The sequence below is a fragment of the Pseudomonas sp. BS-2016 genome, from assembly GCF_001806145.1.
In the GTDB taxonomy this organism is placed as follows: Bacteria; Pseudomonadota; Gammaproteobacteria; order Pseudomonadales; family Pseudomonadaceae; genus Aquipseudomonas; species Aquipseudomonas lundensis.
The window spans coordinates 323,210-342,207 of sequence record NZ_MLCT01000013.1 but is presented as its reverse complement, the minus strand read 5'-3'; the positions used below and the strand labels follow the sequence as shown (position 1 = coordinate 342,207).

At 60.0% G+C, this 18,998-nt stretch carries 17 protein-coding genes; 13 read left to right on the top strand and 4 right to left on the bottom strand.

The genetic code is table 11. The features are described from left to right. The first annotated feature begins 31 nt into the window (after window positions 1-31). The 6 genes from BKD70_RS03565 to BKD70_RS03540 all read left to right on the top strand — a co-directional run bounded on the left by BKD70_RS03565 (window position 32) and on the right by BKD70_RS03540 (window position 7,052). The gene (locus BKD70_RS03565; RefSeq protein ID WP_047278537.1) at window positions 32-1,396 is read left to right on the top strand and encodes an aspartate aminotransferase family protein; all 1,365 of its coding nucleotides are present in this window, start codon (window positions 32-34) and stop codon (window positions 1,394-1,396) included. Between the two features lie 184 nt (window positions 1,397-1,580). Beyond that, the gene (locus BKD70_RS03560; RefSeq protein WP_047278539.1) at window positions 1,581-2,693 is read left to right on the top strand and encodes a polyamine ABC transporter substrate-binding protein; all 1,113 of its coding nucleotides are present in this window, start codon (window positions 1,581-1,583) and stop codon (window positions 2,691-2,693) included. A gap of 249 nt (window positions 2,694-2,942) precedes the next feature. Further along, window positions 2,943-4,037, top strand: coding sequence for a polyamine ABC transporter substrate-binding protein (locus BKD70_RS03555; protein ID WP_047278541.1), 1,095 nt, complete (start codon window positions 2,943-2,945; stop codon window positions 4,035-4,037). Window positions 4,038-4,105: 68 nt separating this feature from the next. Continuing rightward, window positions 4,106-5,248: an ABC transporter ATP-binding protein gene (locus BKD70_RS03550; RefSeq protein ID WP_047278543.1), complete on the top strand. Its 1,143-nt coding sequence runs from the start codon at window positions 4,106-4,108 to the stop codon at window positions 5,246-5,248. Next, complete coding sequence (locus BKD70_RS03545; protein WP_047278545.1) at window positions 5,245-6,165, top strand: ABC transporter permease subunit; 921 nt, start codon at window positions 5,245-5,247, stop codon at window positions 6,163-6,165. Before BKD70_RS03550 ends, BKD70_RS03545 begins: the two co-directional genes overlap by 4 nt. Then, window positions 6,162-7,052 (top strand): ABC transporter permease subunit, encoded by an 891-nt coding sequence (locus BKD70_RS03540; protein WP_047278547.1) that lies wholly within the window; start codon window positions 6,162-6,164, stop codon window positions 7,050-7,052. The genes BKD70_RS03545 and BKD70_RS03540 overlap by 4 nt, the downstream gene beginning before the upstream one ends. Before the next feature lie 88 nt (window positions 7,053-7,140). Here BKD70_RS03540 and BKD70_RS03535 read toward each other — a convergent pair whose 3' ends face one another. Continuing rightward, window positions 7,141-7,521 carry a hypothetical protein gene (locus BKD70_RS03535; protein WP_047278550.1) on the bottom strand — a complete coding sequence of 127 codons (381 nt, stop codon included), beginning with the start codon at window positions 7,519-7,521 and terminating at the stop codon, window positions 7,141-7,143. A gap of 152 nt (window positions 7,522-7,673) precedes the next feature. Between BKD70_RS03535 and phoB the strand changes: the two genes are divergently transcribed. The 7 genes from phoB to epsC all read left to right on the top strand — a co-directional run bounded on the left by phoB (window position 7,674) and on the right by epsC (window position 17,071). Beyond that, entirely contained in the window at window positions 7,674-8,366 is a 693-nt protein-coding gene (gene phoB, locus BKD70_RS03530) for a phosphate regulon transcriptional regulator PhoB (RefSeq protein WP_047278552.1), read from the top strand. 41 nt (window positions 8,367-8,407) lie between these two features. Continuing rightward, the gene (gene phoR / locus BKD70_RS03525) at window positions 8,408-9,730 is read left to right on the top strand and encodes a phosphate regulon sensor histidine kinase PhoR (RefSeq protein WP_047278555.1); all 1,323 of its coding nucleotides are present in this window, start codon (window positions 8,408-8,410) and stop codon (window positions 9,728-9,730) included. 123 nt (window positions 9,731-9,853) lie between these two features. Next, window positions 9,854-11,194 (top strand): hemolysin family protein, encoded by a 1,341-nt coding sequence (locus BKD70_RS03520; protein ID WP_047278557.1) that lies wholly within the window; start codon window positions 9,854-9,856, stop codon window positions 11,192-11,194. Window positions 11,195-11,412: 218 nt separating this feature from the next. Further along, complete coding sequence (locus BKD70_RS03515; protein WP_047278559.1) at window positions 11,413-12,720, top strand: CitMHS family transporter; 1,308 nt, start codon at window positions 11,413-11,415, stop codon at window positions 12,718-12,720. Window positions 12,721-12,927: 207 nt separating this feature from the next. After that, window positions 12,928-14,586 (top strand): Na/Pi cotransporter family protein, encoded by a 1,659-nt coding sequence (locus BKD70_RS03510; RefSeq protein WP_047278560.1) that lies wholly within the window; start codon window positions 12,928-12,930, stop codon window positions 14,584-14,586. An 81-nt stretch (window positions 14,587-14,667) separates the two neighbouring features. Then, window positions 14,668-16,050 (top strand): pitrilysin family protein, encoded by a 1,383-nt coding sequence (locus tag BKD70_RS03505; RefSeq protein WP_047278563.1) that lies wholly within the window; start codon window positions 14,668-14,670, stop codon window positions 16,048-16,050. A 94-nt stretch (window positions 16,051-16,144) separates the two neighbouring features. After that, window positions 16,145-17,071 carry a serine O-acetyltransferase EpsC gene (gene epsC / locus BKD70_RS03500; protein WP_047278566.1) on the top strand — a complete coding sequence of 309 codons (927 nt, stop codon included), beginning with the start codon at window positions 16,145-16,147 and terminating at the stop codon, window positions 17,069-17,071. A 60-nt stretch (window positions 17,072-17,131) separates the two neighbouring features. Here epsC and BKD70_RS03495 read toward each other — a convergent pair whose 3' ends face one another. From BKD70_RS03495 to ssuC, 3 genes are read right to left on the bottom strand one after another with little or no spacing between them, the layout of a single operon-like run. Next, window positions 17,132-17,347 (bottom strand): molybdopterin-binding protein, encoded by a 216-nt coding sequence (locus BKD70_RS03495; RefSeq protein WP_003444581.1) that lies wholly within the window; start codon window positions 17,345-17,347, stop codon window positions 17,132-17,134. Between the two features lie 35 nt (window positions 17,348-17,382). Further along, a complete protein-coding gene (gene ssuB / locus BKD70_RS03490; RefSeq protein WP_047278570.1) occupies window positions 17,383-18,189 on the bottom strand; it encodes an aliphatic sulfonates ABC transporter ATP-binding protein in 807 nt (268 codons plus the stop codon). Next, entirely contained in the window at window positions 18,186-18,992 is an 807-nt protein-coding gene (gene ssuC / locus BKD70_RS03485) for an aliphatic sulfonate ABC transporter permease SsuC (protein ID WP_047278572.1), read from the bottom strand. The genes ssuB and ssuC overlap by 4 nt, the downstream gene beginning before the upstream one ends. Window positions 18,993-18,998 lie beyond the last annotated feature (6 nt).

Here is an 18,998-nt window from a genome sequence, read left to right as displayed (position 1 = left end):
CGCGGCTCCCCACTGAATAAAGGAGAGCCGTATGACTAACAAGAACCCGCAAACCCGCGAATGGCAGAACCTCAGTAACGATCACCACCTCGCGCCATTCAGCGACTTTAAGCAGTTGAAAGAAGTTGGCCCGCGCATCATCACTCACGCCAAGGGCGTGTACCTGTGGGACAGCGAAGGTCACAAGATTCTCGACGGCATGGCCGGCCTGTGGTGTGTGGCCATCGGTTACGGGCGTGACGAACTGGCCGACGCGGCCAGCAAGCAAATGCGCGAACTGCCCTACTACAACCTGTTTTTCATGACCGCCCACCCACCCGTGCTGGAGCTGTCGAAGGTCATTGCCGAGATCGCGCCTGCAGGCATGAACCACGTGTTCTTCACCGGCTCGGGCTCCGAAGGCAACGACACCATGTTGCGCATGGTCCGCCACTACTGGGCGATCAAGGGCAAACCGAACAAGAAAGTCATCATCAGCCGCAAAAACGGTTACCACGGTTCGACCGTGGCCGGCGCCAGCCTGGGCGGCATGACCTACATGCACGAACAGGGCGACTTGCCGATCCCGGGCATCACCCACATCCCGCAGCCTTACTGGTTCGGCGAAGGCGGTGACATGTCCCCGGAAGAGTTCGGCATCTGGGCGGCCAATCAACTGGAAGAAAAAATCCTCGAAATCGGCGTCGATAACGTCGGTGCCTTTATCGCTGAGCCCATTCAGGGTGCAGGCGGCGTGATCGTGCCGCCTGACACCTACTGGCCGCGCATCAAAGAAATCCTCGCCAAATACGACATCCTGTTCGTGGCCGATGAAGTGATTTGTGGTTTTGGCCGCACCGGTGAGTGGTTCGGTAGCGATTTCTACGGCCTCAAGCCCGACATGATGACCATTGCCAAAGGCCTGACCTCCGGCTACATCCCCATGGGCGGTCTGATCGTGCGCGATGAAGTCGTGGACGTGCTCAACGAAGGCGGTGACTTTAACCACGGCTTTACCTACTCCGGTCACCCGGTGGCCGCTGCCGTTGCGCTGGAAAACATCCGCATCCTGCGCGATGAGAAAATTATCGAAAAGGTACATGCCGAAACGGCACCGTATTTGCAAAAGCGTTTACGCGAACTGAACGATCACCCGCTGGTGGGCGAAGTCCGTGGTGTCGGCATGTTGGGCGCCATCGAACTGGTGCAGGACAAAGCCACGCGCAAACGTTATGAGGGCAAAGGGGTGGGCATGATCTGCCGCCAGTTCTGCTTTGATAACGGCCTGATCATGCGCGCCGTGGGCGACACCATGATTATTTCGCCACCGCTGGTAATCACCCGGGACGAGATTGATGAGCTGGTAACCAAGGCTCGTAAGTGCCTGGATCTGACCTTGGAAGTCCTGCAAGGTTAACTGCTAGGCTTCAAGCGCAAGACAACTGCCGTTTTAAAGTAGGTAATTGCGCTCGAAGCCTTAAGAATCAAGGCTCTTCCCTTGAAAGCCTGCCCCGGATCTTGCCAGACTAGCCGCCGGCTTTAGTCACCCTGAGATCAGGACGCTGAATCGGTGGTTTAAAAGAATAATTGGAGCATTACAGATGAAGGCATCAGGTTTTAAGAACGCTGGCAAGACCCTTCTCGCCCTGTCCTTGATGGGTGTGATGGCTGGGGCAGCACAAGCAGCAGACAAAGTGCTGCACATCTACAACTGGTCCGATTACATCGCACCCGATACCGTGAAAAAGTTTGAAGACCAGACCGGTATCAAAGTGGTGTACGACGTGTTCGACAGCAACGAGACCCTGGAGGCCAAGCTGCTGGCGGGCAAGTCCGGCTACGACATCGTCGTGCCGTCCAACAATTTCCTGGCCAAGCAGATCAAGGCCGGGGTTTACCAGGAGCTGGACAAATCCAAGCTGCCTAACTGGAAAAACCTCGACCCTGCGTTGCTCAAGGCCGTTGGCGATGCCAGCGACAAGGACAACAAGCACGCGTTCCCGTACATGTGGGGCACCATCGGCATCGGCTACAACCCTGAAAAGGTCAAGGCTGCCCTGGGCGTCGACACCATCGATTCATGGGACGTGCTGTTCAAGCCCGAGAACGCGGCCAAGCTCAAAAGCTGTGGCATCAGCTTCCTCGACTCGCCCACCGAGATGATCCCGGCTGCCTTGCATTACCTGGGCTACCCGACCGACTCGCAGGACAAAAAGCAATTGGCTGAAGCCGAAGCCCTGTTCCTGAAGATCCGTCCTTCGGTGGGTTACTTCCACTCCTCCAAGTACATCTCCGACCTGGCCAACGGCAACATCTGTGTCGCCGTGGGTTACTCGGGTGACCTTGAACAGTCGATTTCCCGCGCCAAGGAAGCCGGTGACAAGGTCAAGCTCAAGTACGTGATTCCGAAAGAAGGCGCTGGCAGCTTCTATGACATGGTTGCCATCCCCAAAGATGCCGAAAACGTGGACGCAGCTTATGCCTACATGAACTTCCTGCTGCAGCCGGAAGTGATGGCCGAAATCACCAACAGCGTCCGTTTCCCGAACGGGAACCTGGCTGCAACGCCACTGGTGAATAAAGATATTTCGGGCGACCCGAGCATCTACCCGTCCGACGAGGTGAAAGCCAAGTTGTACGCAATCAGCGATTTGCCACCGGCCACCTTGCGGTTGCTGACCCGCAGCTGGACCAAAATCAAGTCGGGCAAGTAAGCCATCGGTAGCGGCTGCGCAGGGTGGCGATTGAGACAAAAGGACGCAGGTATTTGCCCTTTTGAAGGCCTTCAAGGCCCTGTCGCAACCTGGCGCAGCGGTGTCAAAAACCGGCCATCGCGCAATTAATCGCAGAAAACTTTGCTGTGCAGGTTTATCGAGGGTAAGTTGCGCGCCGGTTTTGTCTTTGGCGGTACTGCTGCCGTGTGACGCGGGCAACTCAGGCCCAACTATTTTGAGGACCATCACGTGTCTATATCTTTGTTTCGCAAGACCTTGCTGGTCGGCGCTGGTTTGACGCTTGCCGTCAGCGTACAAGCGGCACCCACCGTGCACATCTATAACTGGTCGGACTACATCGCCCCGACCACGTTGGCCGATTTTGAAAAGGCCACCGGTATCAAACCGGTCTATGACGTCTTCGATTCCAACGAAACCCTGGAAGGCAAACTGCTGGCCGGACGTACCGGTTATGACGTGGTCGTGCCGTCTAACCACTTCCTGGGCAAGCAGATCAAAGCGGGCGCCTTCCAAAAGCTCGATAAATCGCAGCTGCCCAACTATTCCAACCTCGATCCGGCCTTGCTCAAGCGTCTTGAGCAAAACGATCCGGGCAACCTGTATGCCGTGCCTTATCTGTGGGGCACCAATGGCATCGGTTACAACGTCGACAAAGTCAAAGAAGTACTGGGCGTCGACACCATCGACTCGTGGGATGTGGTGTTCAAACCCGAGAACATGAAGAAGCTGCAAAGCTGCGGCGTGGCCTTCCTCGACTCGGCCGACGAAATGCTGCCGACCGTGCTCAATTACTTGGGCAAAGACGCCAACAGCACCAACCCCAAAGACTACAAAGAAGCTGAAAAGACCCTGATGTCGGTGCGTCCGTACGTCACCTACTTCCATTCTTCCAAGTACATTTCCGACCTGGCCAACGGCAACATCTGTGTCGCCATTGGTTTCTCCGGTGATGTGTTCCAGGCCAAGGCGCGTGCCGAAGAGGCCAAAAAGGGCGTCAACATCGCCTACATCGTGCCCAAGGAAGGCGGCGCCCTGTGGTTTGACATGCTGGCGATCCCCAAGGACTCCAGCAACGTCAAGGAAGCCCACACGTTCATCAACTACTTGCTCAAACCTGAAGTGATCGCTCAGGTCAGCGACTATGTCGGTTATGCCAACCCTAACCCGGCGGCCGACAAGGTGATGGACGAGTCCATTCGTACCGACGAAGCGGTTTACCCAACCCAGGCGGTACTGGACAAAACCTACGTTTCCACCGAACTACCCCCGAAAGTGCAACGTCTGATGACGCGCACGTGGACCAAGGTCAAGACGGGTAAATAACCCTCTGGATCACCTATCCAAGGCCCGACCATCTGGATCGGGCTGCTAAATTTGTTGGGAGTTTCGTAATGGCTGTTGCCTCCGGCGCCTATAAGAAAGCCCTCGAGGGCGACCAGACCCCTAAACAGGTACTGGTCAAAATCGACCGGGTCACGAAAAAATTCGACGAGACGATTGCCGTGGACGACGTGTCCCTGGAAATCAACAAAGGCGAAATCTTCGCCTTGCTCGGCGGATCGGGATCGGGCAAATCCACCTTGCTGCGTATGCTCGCCGGTTTCGAGCGCCCAACAGAGGGCCGTATCTTCCTCGACGGTGTGGACATCACGGACATGCCGCCCTACGAGCGGCCGATCAACATGATGTTCCAGTCCTACGCGCTGTTTCCGCACATGACCGTGGCGCAGAACATCGCATTCGGTCTCAAGCAGGACAAAATGTCCAACGCCGAGATCGATGCCCGCGTGGGCGAGATGCTCAAGCTGGTGCACATGAGCCAGTACGCCAAGCGCAAGCCGCACCAGTTGTCCGGTGGCCAGCGCCAGCGTGTGGCCCTGGCCCGCTCGTTGGCCAAACGCCCGAAGCTGCTGCTGCTCGACGAACCGATGGGCGCGCTGGATAAAAAACTGCGGTCGCAAATGCAACTCGAACTGGTGGAAATCATCGAGCGCGTGGGCGTGACCTGCGTGATGGTGACCCACGACCAGGAAGAGGCCATGACCATGGCCCAGCGCATCGCGATCATGCATTTGGGCTGGATTGCCCAGATCGGCAGCCCGATCGACATTTATGAAACCCCGGTCAGCCGACTGGTGTGCGAATTCATCGGCAACGTCAACCTGTTCGAAGGTGAAGTGGTCGACGACGCAGAAGGCTATGCCCGTATCAACTGCCCGGAGCTGGAGAACGACATCTACGTCGGTCACGGCATCAGCACCTCGGTGGAAGACAAGCATGTGACCTACGCGATTCGCCCGGAAAAAATGCTCGTCACCACTGAGAAGCCGACCTACGAGTACAACTGGTCGCGCGGCAAGGTGCATGACATCGCGTATCTGGGCGGGCACTCGGTGTTCTACGTCGAACTGCCGAGCGGCAAGCTGGTGCAATCGTTTGTGGCCAACGCCGAACGCCGTGGCGCACGCCCGACCTGGGACGACGAAGTTTACGTCTGGTGGGAAGACGACAGCGGCGTGGTACTGCGCTCATGAACATGCGAAAACTTAAACGCCGACTGCAACGAATAACCCCCCGGGGCCGCCATGCGGTGATCGGGATTCCATTCCTGTGGCTGTTTTTGTTCTTCATGCTGCCGTTCTTCATTGTGTTGAAGATCAGCTTTGCCGAGGCCGACGTTGCGATCCCGCCTTATACCGAGATCTACAGCTACGTTGACCAAAAGATCCAGATCCTGCTGAACCTGGGCAACTACGCCATGCTGGGCGACGATGAGCTGTACATCGCCGCTTATCTGGGCTCGTTGAAGATGGCCTTTTTCAGCACGCTGCTGTGCCTGCTGATCGGCTATCCGATGGCCTACGCCATCGCCAATGCGCGTAAAGAAATGCAGACCGTGCTGGTGCTGCTGATCATGATGCCCACCTGGACCGCCATCCTGATCCGCGTTTACGCGTGGATGGGCATCCTGAGCAACAACGGGCTGCTCAACGGCTTCCTGATGTCGATGGGCTGGATCAGCGAACCGATGCAGATCCTCAACACCAACATCGCGGTCTACATCGGTATCGTCTATTCGTACCTGCCGTTCATGATCCTGCCGCTGTACGCCAACCTCGTGAAGCACGACACCAGCCTGCTGGAAGCCGCGTCTGACCTGGGTTCGAGCACCTTCAACAGCTTCTGGAAGATCACCGTTCCGCTGTCCAAGAACGGCATCATCGCCGGCTGCATGCTGGTGTTCATCCCGGTCGTAGGTGAGTTCGTGATCCCGGAACTGCTGGGCGGCCCGGAAACCCTGATGATCGGTAAAGTGTTGTGGCAAGAGTTCTTCAACAACCGTGACTGGCCGGTAGCCTCCGCGCTTGCCGTGGTCATGCTGGCGATCCTGATCGTGCCTATCATCCTGTTCAACCGCAGCCAGGCTAAAGAGCTGGAGGGCAAGATATGAATCGCTTCCGTTTTTCTAGCTTCATGTTGGTCGCGGGGTTGTTGTTCATCTACCTGCCGATGCTGATTCTGGTGATCTACTCGTTCAACGCCTCCAAGCTGGTGACGGTGTGGGGCGGCTGGTCGCTGAAGTGGTACACCGGCCTGCTGGACAACACGCAGCTCATGGGCTCGGTCATGCGCTCGCTGGAAATCGCGCTGTACACGGCGATTGCGGCGGTCGCCCTGGGCACCCTGGCAGCGTTTGTGCTGACGCGCATCAGCCACTTCAAAGGCCGCACGTTGTTCGGCGGCCTGGTGACAGCGCCGCTGGTGATGCCTGAAGTGATTACCGGTCTGTCGCTGTTGCTGCTGTTCGTGGCCATGGCGCAGATGATTGGCTGGCCGCAAGAGCGCGGCATCGTCACCATCTGGATCGCTCACACCACGTTCTGTGCAGCGTATGTGGCGGTCGTGGTGTCGGCGCGGTTGCGCGAACTGGACCTGTCGATCGAAGAAGCGGCCATGGACTTGGGCGCCAAGCCCTGGAAAGTGTTCTTTCTGATCACCATCCCGATGATCGCGCCTTCGCTGGCAGCGGGCGCCATGATGTCCTTTGCCCTGTCGCTGGACGACCTGGTACTGGCCAGCTTCGTGTCCGGCCCGGGCTCGACCACGTTGCCAATGGAAGTGTTCTCGGCCGTGCGCCTCGGGGTTAAGCCCGAGATCAACGCAGTGGCCAGCCTGATCCTGCTGGCGGTGTCGCTGGTGACCTTCCTGGTGTGGTTCTTCAGCCGTCGTGCCGAAGAACACCGCAAGAAAGCCATCCAGCAAGCCATTGATGAGGCGGCTGCCGAGTCATGGAAGCAACCTGATGTTCGCCGTCCCAAGTCGCCCAGCGCGGCTTAAGGCAGCGCACTAAAAAAACCTCGCCTTCCTGTTCAGGGGGCGAGGTTTTTTTATGAGCGCCGGATCACGGGGCCTGCTGCAAGGCGGCTTAGGGCTTGGCGACTTTCCAGGCACCGCCCATTTCCCCGATCCCGCGCTTGTCGCCCGCTTTCTTGTCCTTCACGAAGGTGTACAACGGCTTGCCCTTATAGGCCCACTGAACCTGCTGGTCGTCCCGAATGATCGTTGACCATTTGCCTTCGCCGGTGTCTGTGCTTTCAGCCTTGAGCGGCGGCCAATACTTGGCGCATTCGTCATTGCACATCGATTTACCGTCTGTGTCTTTGGCGTAGGTGTAGAGCGTCATGCCGTTATGATCGACCAATACACCCCTTTTGATCATCGCGGGCTCTGCGGCCAATGCCAGCCCCGGCAATGCAAGTACAGCGCTTAGCAATAATGTCTTTAGGTAAAACGAGCGGTATGTCATCGGAATCGTCCTCTTCGTGGTTGTACGATTTGGACCTCAAGCGTAGGTCATTCGTCCTTCGAACGTGGCGCTTGCCCAAAGTTGTCACACGACTGCAATAATTCCGTTATCTAATGCGCCACAAGACAGATAAATGACATGAGGATTACGGCATGGTTGGCAGGAGCATTCTGATCGTCGATGACGAGGCACCGATCCGCGAAATGATCGCTGTGGCTCTGGAAATGGCGGGTTACGACTGCCTGGAGGCGGAGAATGCTCAGCAGGCCCACTCCATCATCGTCGACCGTAAACCCGACTTGATCCTGCTCGACTGGATGCTGCCGGGGGGCACGTCCGGCATTGAGCTGGCCCGCCGCCTCAAGCGCGAGGAAATGACCGGGGACATCCCGATCATCATGCTCACGGCCAAGGGTGAAGAGGACAACAAGATTCAAGGGCTGGAAGTCGGCGCGGACGACTACATCACCAAACCCTTTTCCCCGCGCGAGCTGGTGGCGCGCCTCAAAGCCGTGTTACGGCGTGCAGGCCCGGCGGACAGCGAATCCCCCATTGAAATTGGCGGCTTGTTGCTCGACCCGATCAGCCACCGCGTCACCATCGACGGCACCCCCGCCGAAATGGGCCCGACCGAATATCGTCTGTTGCAGTTCTTCATGACCCACCAGGAACGCGCCTACACCCGCGGCCAATTGCTCGACCAAGTGTGGGGCGGCAACGTGTACGTTGAAGAGCGCACCGTGGACGTGCACATCCGCCGTCTGCGCAAAGCCCTCGGCGAGGCGTACGAGAATCTGGTACAAACCGTGCGCGGCACCGGGTATCGCTTCTCCACCAAAGCCTGATACCCCCTCCAGACTCAACGGCAAGCAAGGACCCGCGCGACGTGAATCAAAACTGGCATAGCACGCTGATTCGTCATTTGTTGCTTCTGGTCACGGGCTGCCTGTTGATCGGGCTGGTCACGGGCTATTACGGCTGGAGCCTGGCCGCCGGGGTGGCCTTGTACCTGGGCTGGACCCTCAAACAGTTGCTGCGCCTGCACGATTGGCTGCGCAATCACCAACCCGATGAAGCCCCGCCCGACGGCTATGGCCTGTGGGGCGAAGTGTTCGACAGCATTTATCACCTGCAACGCCGCGATCAGCGCGTGCGCGGGCGCCTGCAAGCCGTCATCGACCGCGTGCAAGAGTCCACGGCGGCGCTCAAGGACGCTGTGGTGATGCTCGACAGCGATGGCAACCTCGAATGGTGGAACCGCGCCGCAGAGACCTTGCTGGGCCTCAAGACGCCCCAGGACAGCGGCCAGCCCGTGACCAACCTGGTGCGCCACCCGCGCTTCAAGGAGTATTTCGAGCAGGACAACTACGCCGAACCGCTGGACATCCCCTCGCCGGTCAACGACCACCTGCGCATCCAGCTCTACATCACCCGCTACGGCAACAACGAACACCTGATGCTGGTGCGCGACGTCACGCGTTTGCACCAGCTCGAACAAATGCGCAAAGACTTCATCGCCAACGTGTCCCACGAGCTGCGCACGCCGCTGACCGTCATCTGCGGCTATCTGGAAACCCTGCTGGATAACGTCGATGACGTGAACCCCCGCTGGAAACGCCCGCTGTCGCAAATGCAGCAACAGGGCGAGCGCATGCAAACCTTGCTCAACGACTTGCTGTTGCTGGCCAAACTGGAAGCCACGGATTACCCGTCGGACAACCAGCCCGTGCCGATCGACAGCCTGCTGCGCACCATCAAAAACGACGCGCAGGCGTTGTCCGGGCAGCGCAATCAAACCATTACGCTGGACGTTGAAGCCGACGTTGCCCTCAAAGGCAGTGAGACCGAGCTGCGCAGTGCGTTTTCAAACCTGGTATTTAACGCCGTCAAATACACCCAGGACGGCGGGCACATTCGCATTCGCTGGTGGTCCGACGGCTCGGGCGCGCACTTGAGCGTGCAGGATTCCGGTGTCGGGATCGACAGCAAACACCTGCCGCGCCTGACCGAACGCTTCTACCGCGTCGACTCCAGCCGCAACGCCAGCACCGGCGGCACGGGCCTGGGGCTGGCCATCGTCAAGCATGTGCTGCTGCGCCATCGCGCCCGCCTTGAAATCAGCAGCGTACTGGGCCACGGCAGCACCTTCACCTGCCATTTCCCACCGGTTCAGGTCACAAAATCGCTCAGCCCCGACCTGATTGACTGAACCCTGCGGCGTTCGCCCACTAGGCAACGGCTACATCAATGGTTACATTGCTTGCCATGTGCCTGCCCTTCAGGCACTTGACCTTTCCCTTTTTTGAAACAACGGAACCATTAAAACTCCATCATGGACCCTTCCCCTGGCTTGACCCTCGCCACACTGTTCGCCGATTTCGGCATGATTCTTTTTGCACTGATCCTGGTTTTGCTCAACGGCTTCTTCGTTGCGGCGGAATTTGCCATGGTCAAACTGCGCTCAACCCGGGTCGAAGCCATCGCCGACCAGAACGGCTGGCGCGGACGCATACTGCGCACCGTTCACAGCCAGCTCGACGCCTACCTGTCGGCGTGTCAGCTGGGCATTACGCTGGCCTCGCTGGGTCTGGGCTGGGTCGGTGAACCGGCGTTCGCACACCTGCTTGAACCGCTGCTCAGCGCGCTGGGCGTAGAGTCGGCCGAAGTGGTCAAAGGCGTGTCGTTCTTCACCGCCTTCTTCATCATTTCGTACCTGCACATCGTGGTTGGCGAACTGGCCCCCAAATCCTGGGCGATCCGCAAACCCGAGGCGCTGTCGCTGTGGACCGCTGTGCCGCTGTACCTGTTCTATTGGGCCATGTACCCGGCCATTTACCTGCTCAATGCCAGCGCCAACGCGATTTTGCGCATTGCAGGCCAGGGCGAACCAGGCGCGCACCACGACCACGCCTACAGCCGCGAAGAACTCAAACTGATCCTGCACTCCAGCCGTGGTCAGGACCCGAGCGACCAAGGCATGCGGGTATTGGCTTCGGCCGTGGAAATGGGCGAACTGGAAGTGGTCGACTGGGCCAACTCCCGCGAAGACCTCGTGACCCTCGACTCCAAGGCACCGCTCAAGGAAATCCTCGCGCTGTTCCGTCGCCACAAGTACAGCCGCTACCCGGTCTACGATGCCGAAACCAACACCTTCGTCGGTTTGCTGCACATCAAAGACCTGCTGCTGGAACTGGCAGACCTCGACCACTTGCCCGAGACGTTCAACCTCGAAGAACTGACCCGGCCGCTGGAGCGCGTGTCGCGCCACATGCCGCTGTCGCAGTTGCTTGAACAGTTCCGCAAAGGCGGCGCGCACTTCGCGCTGGTCGAAGAAGCGGACGGCAAAGTCGTGGGCTACCTGACCATGGAAGACGTGCTCGAAGTGCTGGTGGGCGACATTCAGGACGAACACCGCAAGGCCGAGCGCGGCATTCTTTCGTACCAGCCCGGCAAGCTGCTGGTGCGGGGCGATACGCCACTGTTCAAGATCGAGCGCCTGCTGGGAGTCGATCTTGACCACGTCGAAGCCGAAACCGTGGCGGGCCTGATCTACGACACCCTCAAGCGCGTGCCGGAAGAAGAAGAACTGCTGGAAGTCGAAGGCCTGCGCATCATCATCAAAAAGATGAAAGGCCCGAAAATCGTCCTGGCCAAAGTCCTCAAACTGGACTGAAGCCACACCGGTTGTCGCTGACGCGCGCTCTTGGGCCGTCAGCGACCACCGCTTTTGCCCCCCTGACACGCCCCTTCAATCATTTCTGCCCGGCGAAAGCTGGCTGAAAGCATTCCCCTCTAGCATCGCGTCACTCCCGGCATAAGACCGGCAGGCCAGAGCAGCGGTCCAACCCGCGCTCAGCGCCCACTCGACAACAATAAGAATGGTGACTGTTTATGCTGACCTTCCTTGGCTTTGCCATGGTCATTACGTTCATGTACCTGATCATGACCAAGCGCCTGTCCGCCCTCATCGCGTTGATTCTGGTGCCTATCCTGTTTGCGCTCTTCGGCGGTTTTGCACCCAAGATCGGCCCCATGATGCTCGAAGGCATTACCAAGCTGGCCCCGACCGGGGTGATGCTGATGTTTGCCATTTTGTATTTCGCCCTGATGATCGACTCCGGCCTGTTCGACCCGGCCGTGCGCAAGATCCTCAAGCTGGTCAAGGGCGACCCGCTGAAAATCAGCGTCGGCACCGCCGTGCTGGCACTGGTGGTGTCGCTGGATGGCGACGGCGCCACCACCTACATGATTTGCGTGGCGGCGATGCTGCCGCTGTACAAGCGCATCGGCATGAGCCCGCGCATCATGGCCGGGCTGATTATTCTGGCGGGCGGGGTGATGAACATGACGCCGTGGGGCGGGCCGACTGCACGGGCCGCCAGTGCGCTGCATGTGGACCCCTCTGACATTTTTGTGCCGATGATCCCCGCCATGCTGGCAGGTTGCGCGACCATTCTGGTGATCGCCTGGTGCTACGGCCTGCGCGAGCGCGCGCGTCTGGGCCAGTTGCATGTGCAAGGCGACGACGTGGATCACAGCGAGATCAGCGTGTCGCAATTCCCCGACGCACGCCGCCCCAAACTGATCTGGTTCAACGGCGCGCTGACCCTGGCGTTGATGATGACCCTGATCGCCGGTTTGCTGCCGCTGCCCGTGCTGTTCATGGTCGCGTTCAGCATCGCGATGATCGTTAACTACCCATGCCTGCAACAACAAAAAGACCGCGTCGCCGCCCACGCAGGCAGCGTGCTGGCGGTGGTCGGGCTGATTTTCGCGGCGGGTATTTTCACCGGCATCCTCTCCGGCACCGGCATGGTGGATGCCATGTCAAAAAGCCTGCTGGCCGTTATTCCTCCGGCGCTGGGGCCGTACCTGGCGGTCATCACCGCGCTGGTCAGCCTGCCGTTTACCTTTTTCATGTCCAACGATGCGTTCTACTACGGCGTGTTGCCCGTACTGGCCGAGGCCGCGAGCCACTACGGAATCACCGCGGTCGAAATGGCCCGCGCCTCGATTGTCGGCCAGCCCGTGCACTTGCTCAGCCCGTTGGTGCCCTCCACGTACCTGCTGGTGGCGCTGGCTGGTATCGAGTTTGGCGACCACCAGCGCTTCACCCTGAAATGGGCGGTTCTGGTGTGCATGGGCATTCTGCTGGCCGCCTTGCTGCTGGGCACCTTCCCGCTGTACAGCACGCTCTGACGCCCGGCACCGCGAGCGGCCGCTGACCACGGCGGCCTCTCCCTGCGGGTTTTCTCACAAGTGTTTCAGAAATGTTTCAACCCTCCGCCAGCTATGCGATGCTGGCGCTCTGCTTATTTGCCGACTACAGCTTAAGAAACGACTGTAGGAGCTGGCCGCAGCCCTTTGATCCGGCCCACCAGGGCATCCATCGCACAGGGAGCCTGCATGCTGACCCTGCTTAATCTGCTTTCCGCCGTGACCCTGCTGATCTGGGGCACGCACATTGTCCGGACCGGTATTTTGCGGGTCTACGGTACAAACCTGCGCCACGTCATCGGGCAAAACGTGTCCAAGCGCATGCTGGCATTTGTCGCCGGTATCGTGGTGACCGCCATGGTGCAGAGCAGCAACGCCACCGCCATGCTCGTCACGTCATTTGTCGGCCAGGGCTTGATGGCGCTCACGCCAGCGCTGGCCACGATGCTCGGGGCCGATGTCGGTACGGCGCTGATGGCCCGGGTGCTGACATTCGACCTGTCCTGGCTGTCGCCGCTGCTGATTTTCCTGGGCGTGATCTTCTTCCTCTCGCGCAAGCAAACGCGCGCCGGGCAACTGGGGCGCGTGGGCATCGGCCTGGGCCTGATCATCCTCGCCCTGCAATTGATCGTCGAAGCCGCAGCCCCCATCACCCAGGCGCAAGGGGTGAAGGTGATCTTCGCCTCGCTGACCGGCGACATCTTGCTCGATGCCTTGATCGGCGCCCTGTTCGCGATGATTTCTTACTCCAGCCTGGCCGCCGTGCTGCTGACGGCGACGCTGGCCGGTGCGGGGGTCATCAGCTTGCCGGTCGCGGTGGGGCTGGTGATTGGCGCCAATATCGGCAGCGGCGTACTGGCGTTTCTCAGCACCAGCATGCAAAACGCCGCCGGGCGGCAGGTTGCGCTCGGTAGCCTGCTGTACAAGCTGATCGGGTTGCTGCTGATTATCCCGGTCCTTGACCCGCTGGTCGCGTGGATGGACAGCCTGAGCTACAGCGCCCAGGAACTCGTGATCGGCTTCCACCTGCTCTACAACACGGCGCGTTGCTTCCTGATGCTGCCCACGGTCGGGCCGATGGCGCGGGTGTGCGCATGGCTGTTGCCCGAGCGCGAAAATGCCAACGGCGCCGTCAAACCCCGTCATCTCGACTCGACCGCCCTGGAAACGCCGAGCCTTGCCCTGGCCAACGCAGTCCGCGAAACCCTGCGCATCGGTGACCTGATCGACAACATGCTGGTCAACATGCTCGACGTGCTACGCGGCAAGCAAACAGCCATCACCCAAGAGATGCGCACCTTGGCCGATGATGTCGAAGTGCTCTACAGCGCGGTCAAACTCTATCTGGCGCAGATGCCCCGCGAAGACTTGGGCGAGCAAGACAGCCGACGCTGGGCGGAAATCATCGAACTGGCGATCAACCTCAAGCTGGCCAGTGACCTGATCGAGCGCATGTTGCGCAAAGTGCAGCAGCAAAAAACCTCCAGGCGCCGGGCGTTTTCCGAAGACGGGCTGGAGGAACTGACCGGTTTGCAAAGCCAGTTGATCGACAACCTGCGGCTGGGTCTGACGGTCTTCCTCACCGGCGACCCGCAAAGCGCACGGCAATTGCTGCGTGAAAAACGCCGTTTTCGTGCGCAGGAACGTCGACTGGCGCACGCCCACGTCAGCCGCTTGCAGCGCAAAATCACCCAAAGCATCGAAACCAGCTCCCTGCACCTTGAACTGATCGCTGACATGCAGCGCCTCAACTCCCTGTTTTGCGCCAGTGCTTACGTGGTGCTCGAAACCTCTGAAACGGGCGCTCTGTTGCTGGACGAGATGACCGATACCCACCATTCGCCTTGAACGTTGCGCGATCCACTGTTGTCAGTCTTTAGAACCCGCATCGACGGCATCACACACCCAACAGGGATTCAGGGATTTTTTATGCGTTGCCTGCTGTTCATCTGCCTGCTGCTCGGCGCCGTCCAGAGCTTTGCCCTCGACCGTTCCAGCGTTGAAGGCTACCAACTGGCCAACGGCCTGCAACTGATCCTCAAACCCACCAGTGACCGCGGACACGTGTCGATCCGGCTGGTGGTCGGGGTGGGGCTGGATGATTTCAGCTGTGCCGACCAACAACTGCCGCACTTGCTCGAACACTTGCTGTTCAGCGGCACCGATGACTCGGGCGAAGGCGGCCTCGAAGAACGCATGCAGGCGCTGGGTGGCGAGTGGAACGCCTTTACCAGCCATGCCGACACCACCTTTGTGATCGAGGCGCCGGCCAAGAACCAGCGCAAGGTACTGGATCTTTTACTGAGCCTGTTGACCCAAACCCAACTCACCGAACAACGCATCGCAGACGCCAAGCAAGTGGTCGAACGCGAAGACGGCGGCCACTACTCGCACTTGCAGCGCTGGCTGGACCGTCAGGATTTGGGCCACAGCGCGAGCAATCAGCTGGCGGTCGAACTCGGCCTTAAATGCGCCGAACGCGCGCCCGTCCGCAGCCTCACCCGCGCGCAACTCGAACGCGTGCGCAACGATTGGTATGCGCCCAATAACATGACGCTGATTGTCGTCGGCGAACTGGATCGCGTGCTGCCGGCCTATCTGGAACGCACCTATGGCGCGCTGGAAGCGGTCGAGCCGAGCGATCACAAGCCGTTGGCCGACATTGATGCAAAGGCCGACGCCGAACGCGTGTTGCTGCGCGGTGTGGTGGGCGATACCGCCAAGCTGCACTGGTTGTTGCCGGAACCGGTCATCGCCGGGCAAAGCGACGAAACCTGGAACCTGCTGCGCGACTATCTGGAATGGGCGCTGTACAGCGAGCTGCGGCTCAAGCATGGCTTGTCTTACGGGCCGTGGTCAGAGCGCGAAGTGTTTGGCGGGGTGGGCTTTCTGAGCCTGAACGCCGACCTTGAGCGTGATGATGTCGAGCAAGCGCAACAGGTGATGACGCAACTGAAAACCCAACTGCTCAAGAATGGCCTCGACCCGCAGCGTTTCGCCCGCCTCAAGCAAGCCGCCATCGCGCGTCAGGCGTGGGCTGTGCAGGGCAACAGCGCGCTGGCCGACTATTACTGGAGCGCACTGGGCGATTACGACGAAAGCCGCTTTGCCGACCCGGCCAAGCGCTTGCAGACGGTGACGCTAAACGAGGCCAATCATGCGTTGCGCCAATTGTTCGCTGAACCGGGTTATGTGCGCATCGAGAAGCCGCTGTTCAGCTACAACGGCTTGAGCGTGGCGATTTTGGCAGCGCTGGTGCTGCTGGTGTTGATCGCGCTGGGCTGGCGCATCTGGCGCCATCGTCATCATTAAGTGTAATTGTCCAAAACTGACACGCCTTGATACCGTAAAATCATTGCCCTTTCGCGGCCGGCACACCCGGTCGCCAGCGTGCGGAGTATTCATCGTGAGCGAGCGTTCCAATCCTTGGCAATTGCAAACCATCGTCGGGCAGTTACGCACCGCGCGTAACCAGTGGCGCACGCAAAACGGGCGTGTCAGTGGCGAACTGGGCGGGCGAGAGCTGCCGTCCCGCGCCGCGATGGCCGACATCCTGGAAGCGCTGTGCGGTGCGTTGTTCCCGATGCGTTTGGGGCCGGTGGACTTGCGCGAAGAAAGTGAAGATTTCTACGTCGGCCACACCCTCGACGTCGCCCTCAATGCCTTGCTCGCGCAGGCCCGGCTGGAACTGCGCTACGCCGCACGTCAAAGCGGCCAGCCGGACGATGGCGTCGATGCCACCGCCACCTTGCTGATTCAGGATTTCGCCCTGGCGCTGCCGGGCCTGCGCACCCTGCTCGACACCGACGTGCTGGCCGCCTACCACGGCGACCCGGCGGCCCGCAGCGTGGATGAAGTGCTGTTGTGCTATCCGGGGATTCTGGCCGTGATTCACCACCGGCTGGCGCACCATTTGTATCGCGCCGGTTTGCCGCTGCTGGCCCGCATCAGCGCGGAGATCGCCCACTCCGCCACTGGCATCGATATCCACCCCGGCGCACAAATTGGCCGCAGCTTCTTCATCGACCACGGGACCGGCGTGGTGATTGGCGAAACCGCGATCATCGGTGAGCGGGTCAGGATTTATCAAGCCGTCACCCTGGGCGCCAAGCGCTTCCCGGCCGACGAATCCGGCCAGTTGCAGAAAGGCCACCCGCGTCACCCGATTGTCGAAGACGACGTGGTGATTTACGCCGGGGCCACGATTTTGGGGCGCATCACCATCGGTCAGGGTTCGACCATCGGTGGCAACGTGTGGCTGACCCGCAGCGTCCCCGCCGGTTGCAACCTGACCCAGGCCAACCTGCAACACGACGACGGCACCCAGAAATAACAGCGTCCACAAAAAAACCCGAAGGGCTCACGCCCTCCGGGGTTGTGGATAACTCACGCCTTACAACTTGGCGATCGAGACTTCCGTGGATTTCACGAAGGCGATCACTTCGCTGCCCACCACCAGCTCCAGCTCTTTGACCGAGCGGGTAGTGATGACCGAGGTGACGATGCCGGAAGCGGTCTGCACGTCGATTTCAGACAGCACGTCCCCCAGCACGATTTCCTTGATGTGGCCTTTGAACTGGTTGCGCACGTTGATGGCTTTTATGGTCATGGTGTCGATTCCTGTCTCGGGATTGAAAAAAAAGGTTATTGCGCCCAACGCAATTGCGTGGGCAGCGGTGCAACGGGTTCCGGTTCGGGTGGCGAACCGGGTAAAGCGAGCACTCGGTTGAGCACTTCGGTTTCCAGCGCCGCCAGCCGATGTGAACCGCGCACCCGAGGGCGCGGCAATTCGAGGGTGAGGTCGAGCCCCACGGCGCCGTCTTCGATCAAAATCACGCGGTCGGCAATGGCCACGGCCTCGCTGACGTCGTGGGTCACCAGTAACACGGTGAAACCATGCTGGCGCCACAAACGCTCAATCAACTGCTGCATCTCGATGCGGGTCAGGGCATCCAGCGCGCCCAACGGTTCGTCCAGCAGCAGCAAACGCGGCTGGTGGATCAGCGCGCGGGCCAACGCCACACGCTGTTTCTGCCCGCCCGACAACGCCGCTGGCCATTCATCGGCCCGTTCGGCCAGACCGACTTCTTCCAGGGCCTTGAGGGCCTTGGGGCGCCAGTCACCGTTAAGCCCCAGACCGACGTTGTCGATGACCTTTTTCCACGGCAGCAAGCGCGCTTCCTGGAACATCAGGCGCGTGTCGCCGTGGGCCTCGCGCAGGGGCGCGCTGCCCGCCAGCAGTTCGCCACCCGTGGGTTGGTCGAGACCGGCGATCAAGCGCATCAGCGTGCTTTTACCGCAGCCGCTGCGCCCCACCACGGCCACAAACTGCCCGGCCGGAATGTGTAAATCGATGTCGCGCAGTACCTGACGTTCGCCAAACGCTTTGTGCAGGCCGTTGATCGCCAGCGGAATGCCCTGACGCAAACGCGGAGGTTGTTGAGCTGTCATGCTGCACCGCCTTTAACCACTTGATACGCCGGGTGCCAGCGCAACCACACGCGCTCCAGCCCACGGGCCGCGCTGTCGGCCAATTTGCCGAGCACCGCGTACAAAACAATTGCCAGCACCACCACGTCGGTTTGCAAAAACTCGCGGGCATTCATCGCCAGATAGCCAATGCCGGAGCTGGCAGAGATGGTTTCAGCCACGATCAGCGTCAGCCACATAAAGCCCAGCGCAAAGCGCACGCCCACCAGAATCGAGGGCAAGGCGCCCGGCAAAATCACTTGCCAGAACAGGCTCAAACCCGACAGCCCGTAACTGCGCGCCATTTCCACCAGCGCCGGGTCCACGTTGCGGATGCCGTGATAGGTGTTGAGGTAAATCGGGAACAACGTGCCCAGCGCGACCAAAAAGATCTTGGCCGACTCGTCGATCCCGAACCACAGAATCACCAGCGGAATCAGCGCCAGATGCGGCACGTTGCGGATCATCTGCACCGAACTGTCGAGCAGGCGCTCGCCCCACTTCGACAGGCCGGTGATAAAGCCCAATGCCAGGCCGATGCTGCCGCCGATCACAAAACCCAGCCCGGCGCGCCAGCCGCTGATGGCGAGGTGCTTCCAAATTTCGCCACTGCGCACCAACTCGACCCCGGCGGCAATCACGGCGCTGGGCGCAGGCAAGATCCGCGTCGACAACCAGCCCGCCGACACGGATAACTGCCACATCGCCAGCAGCAACACGGGCAAAACCCAGGGTGCCAGGCTGTGACCGATCGTATTGAGGCGCGACGCCTTCCCCGTACTCATGCCCGC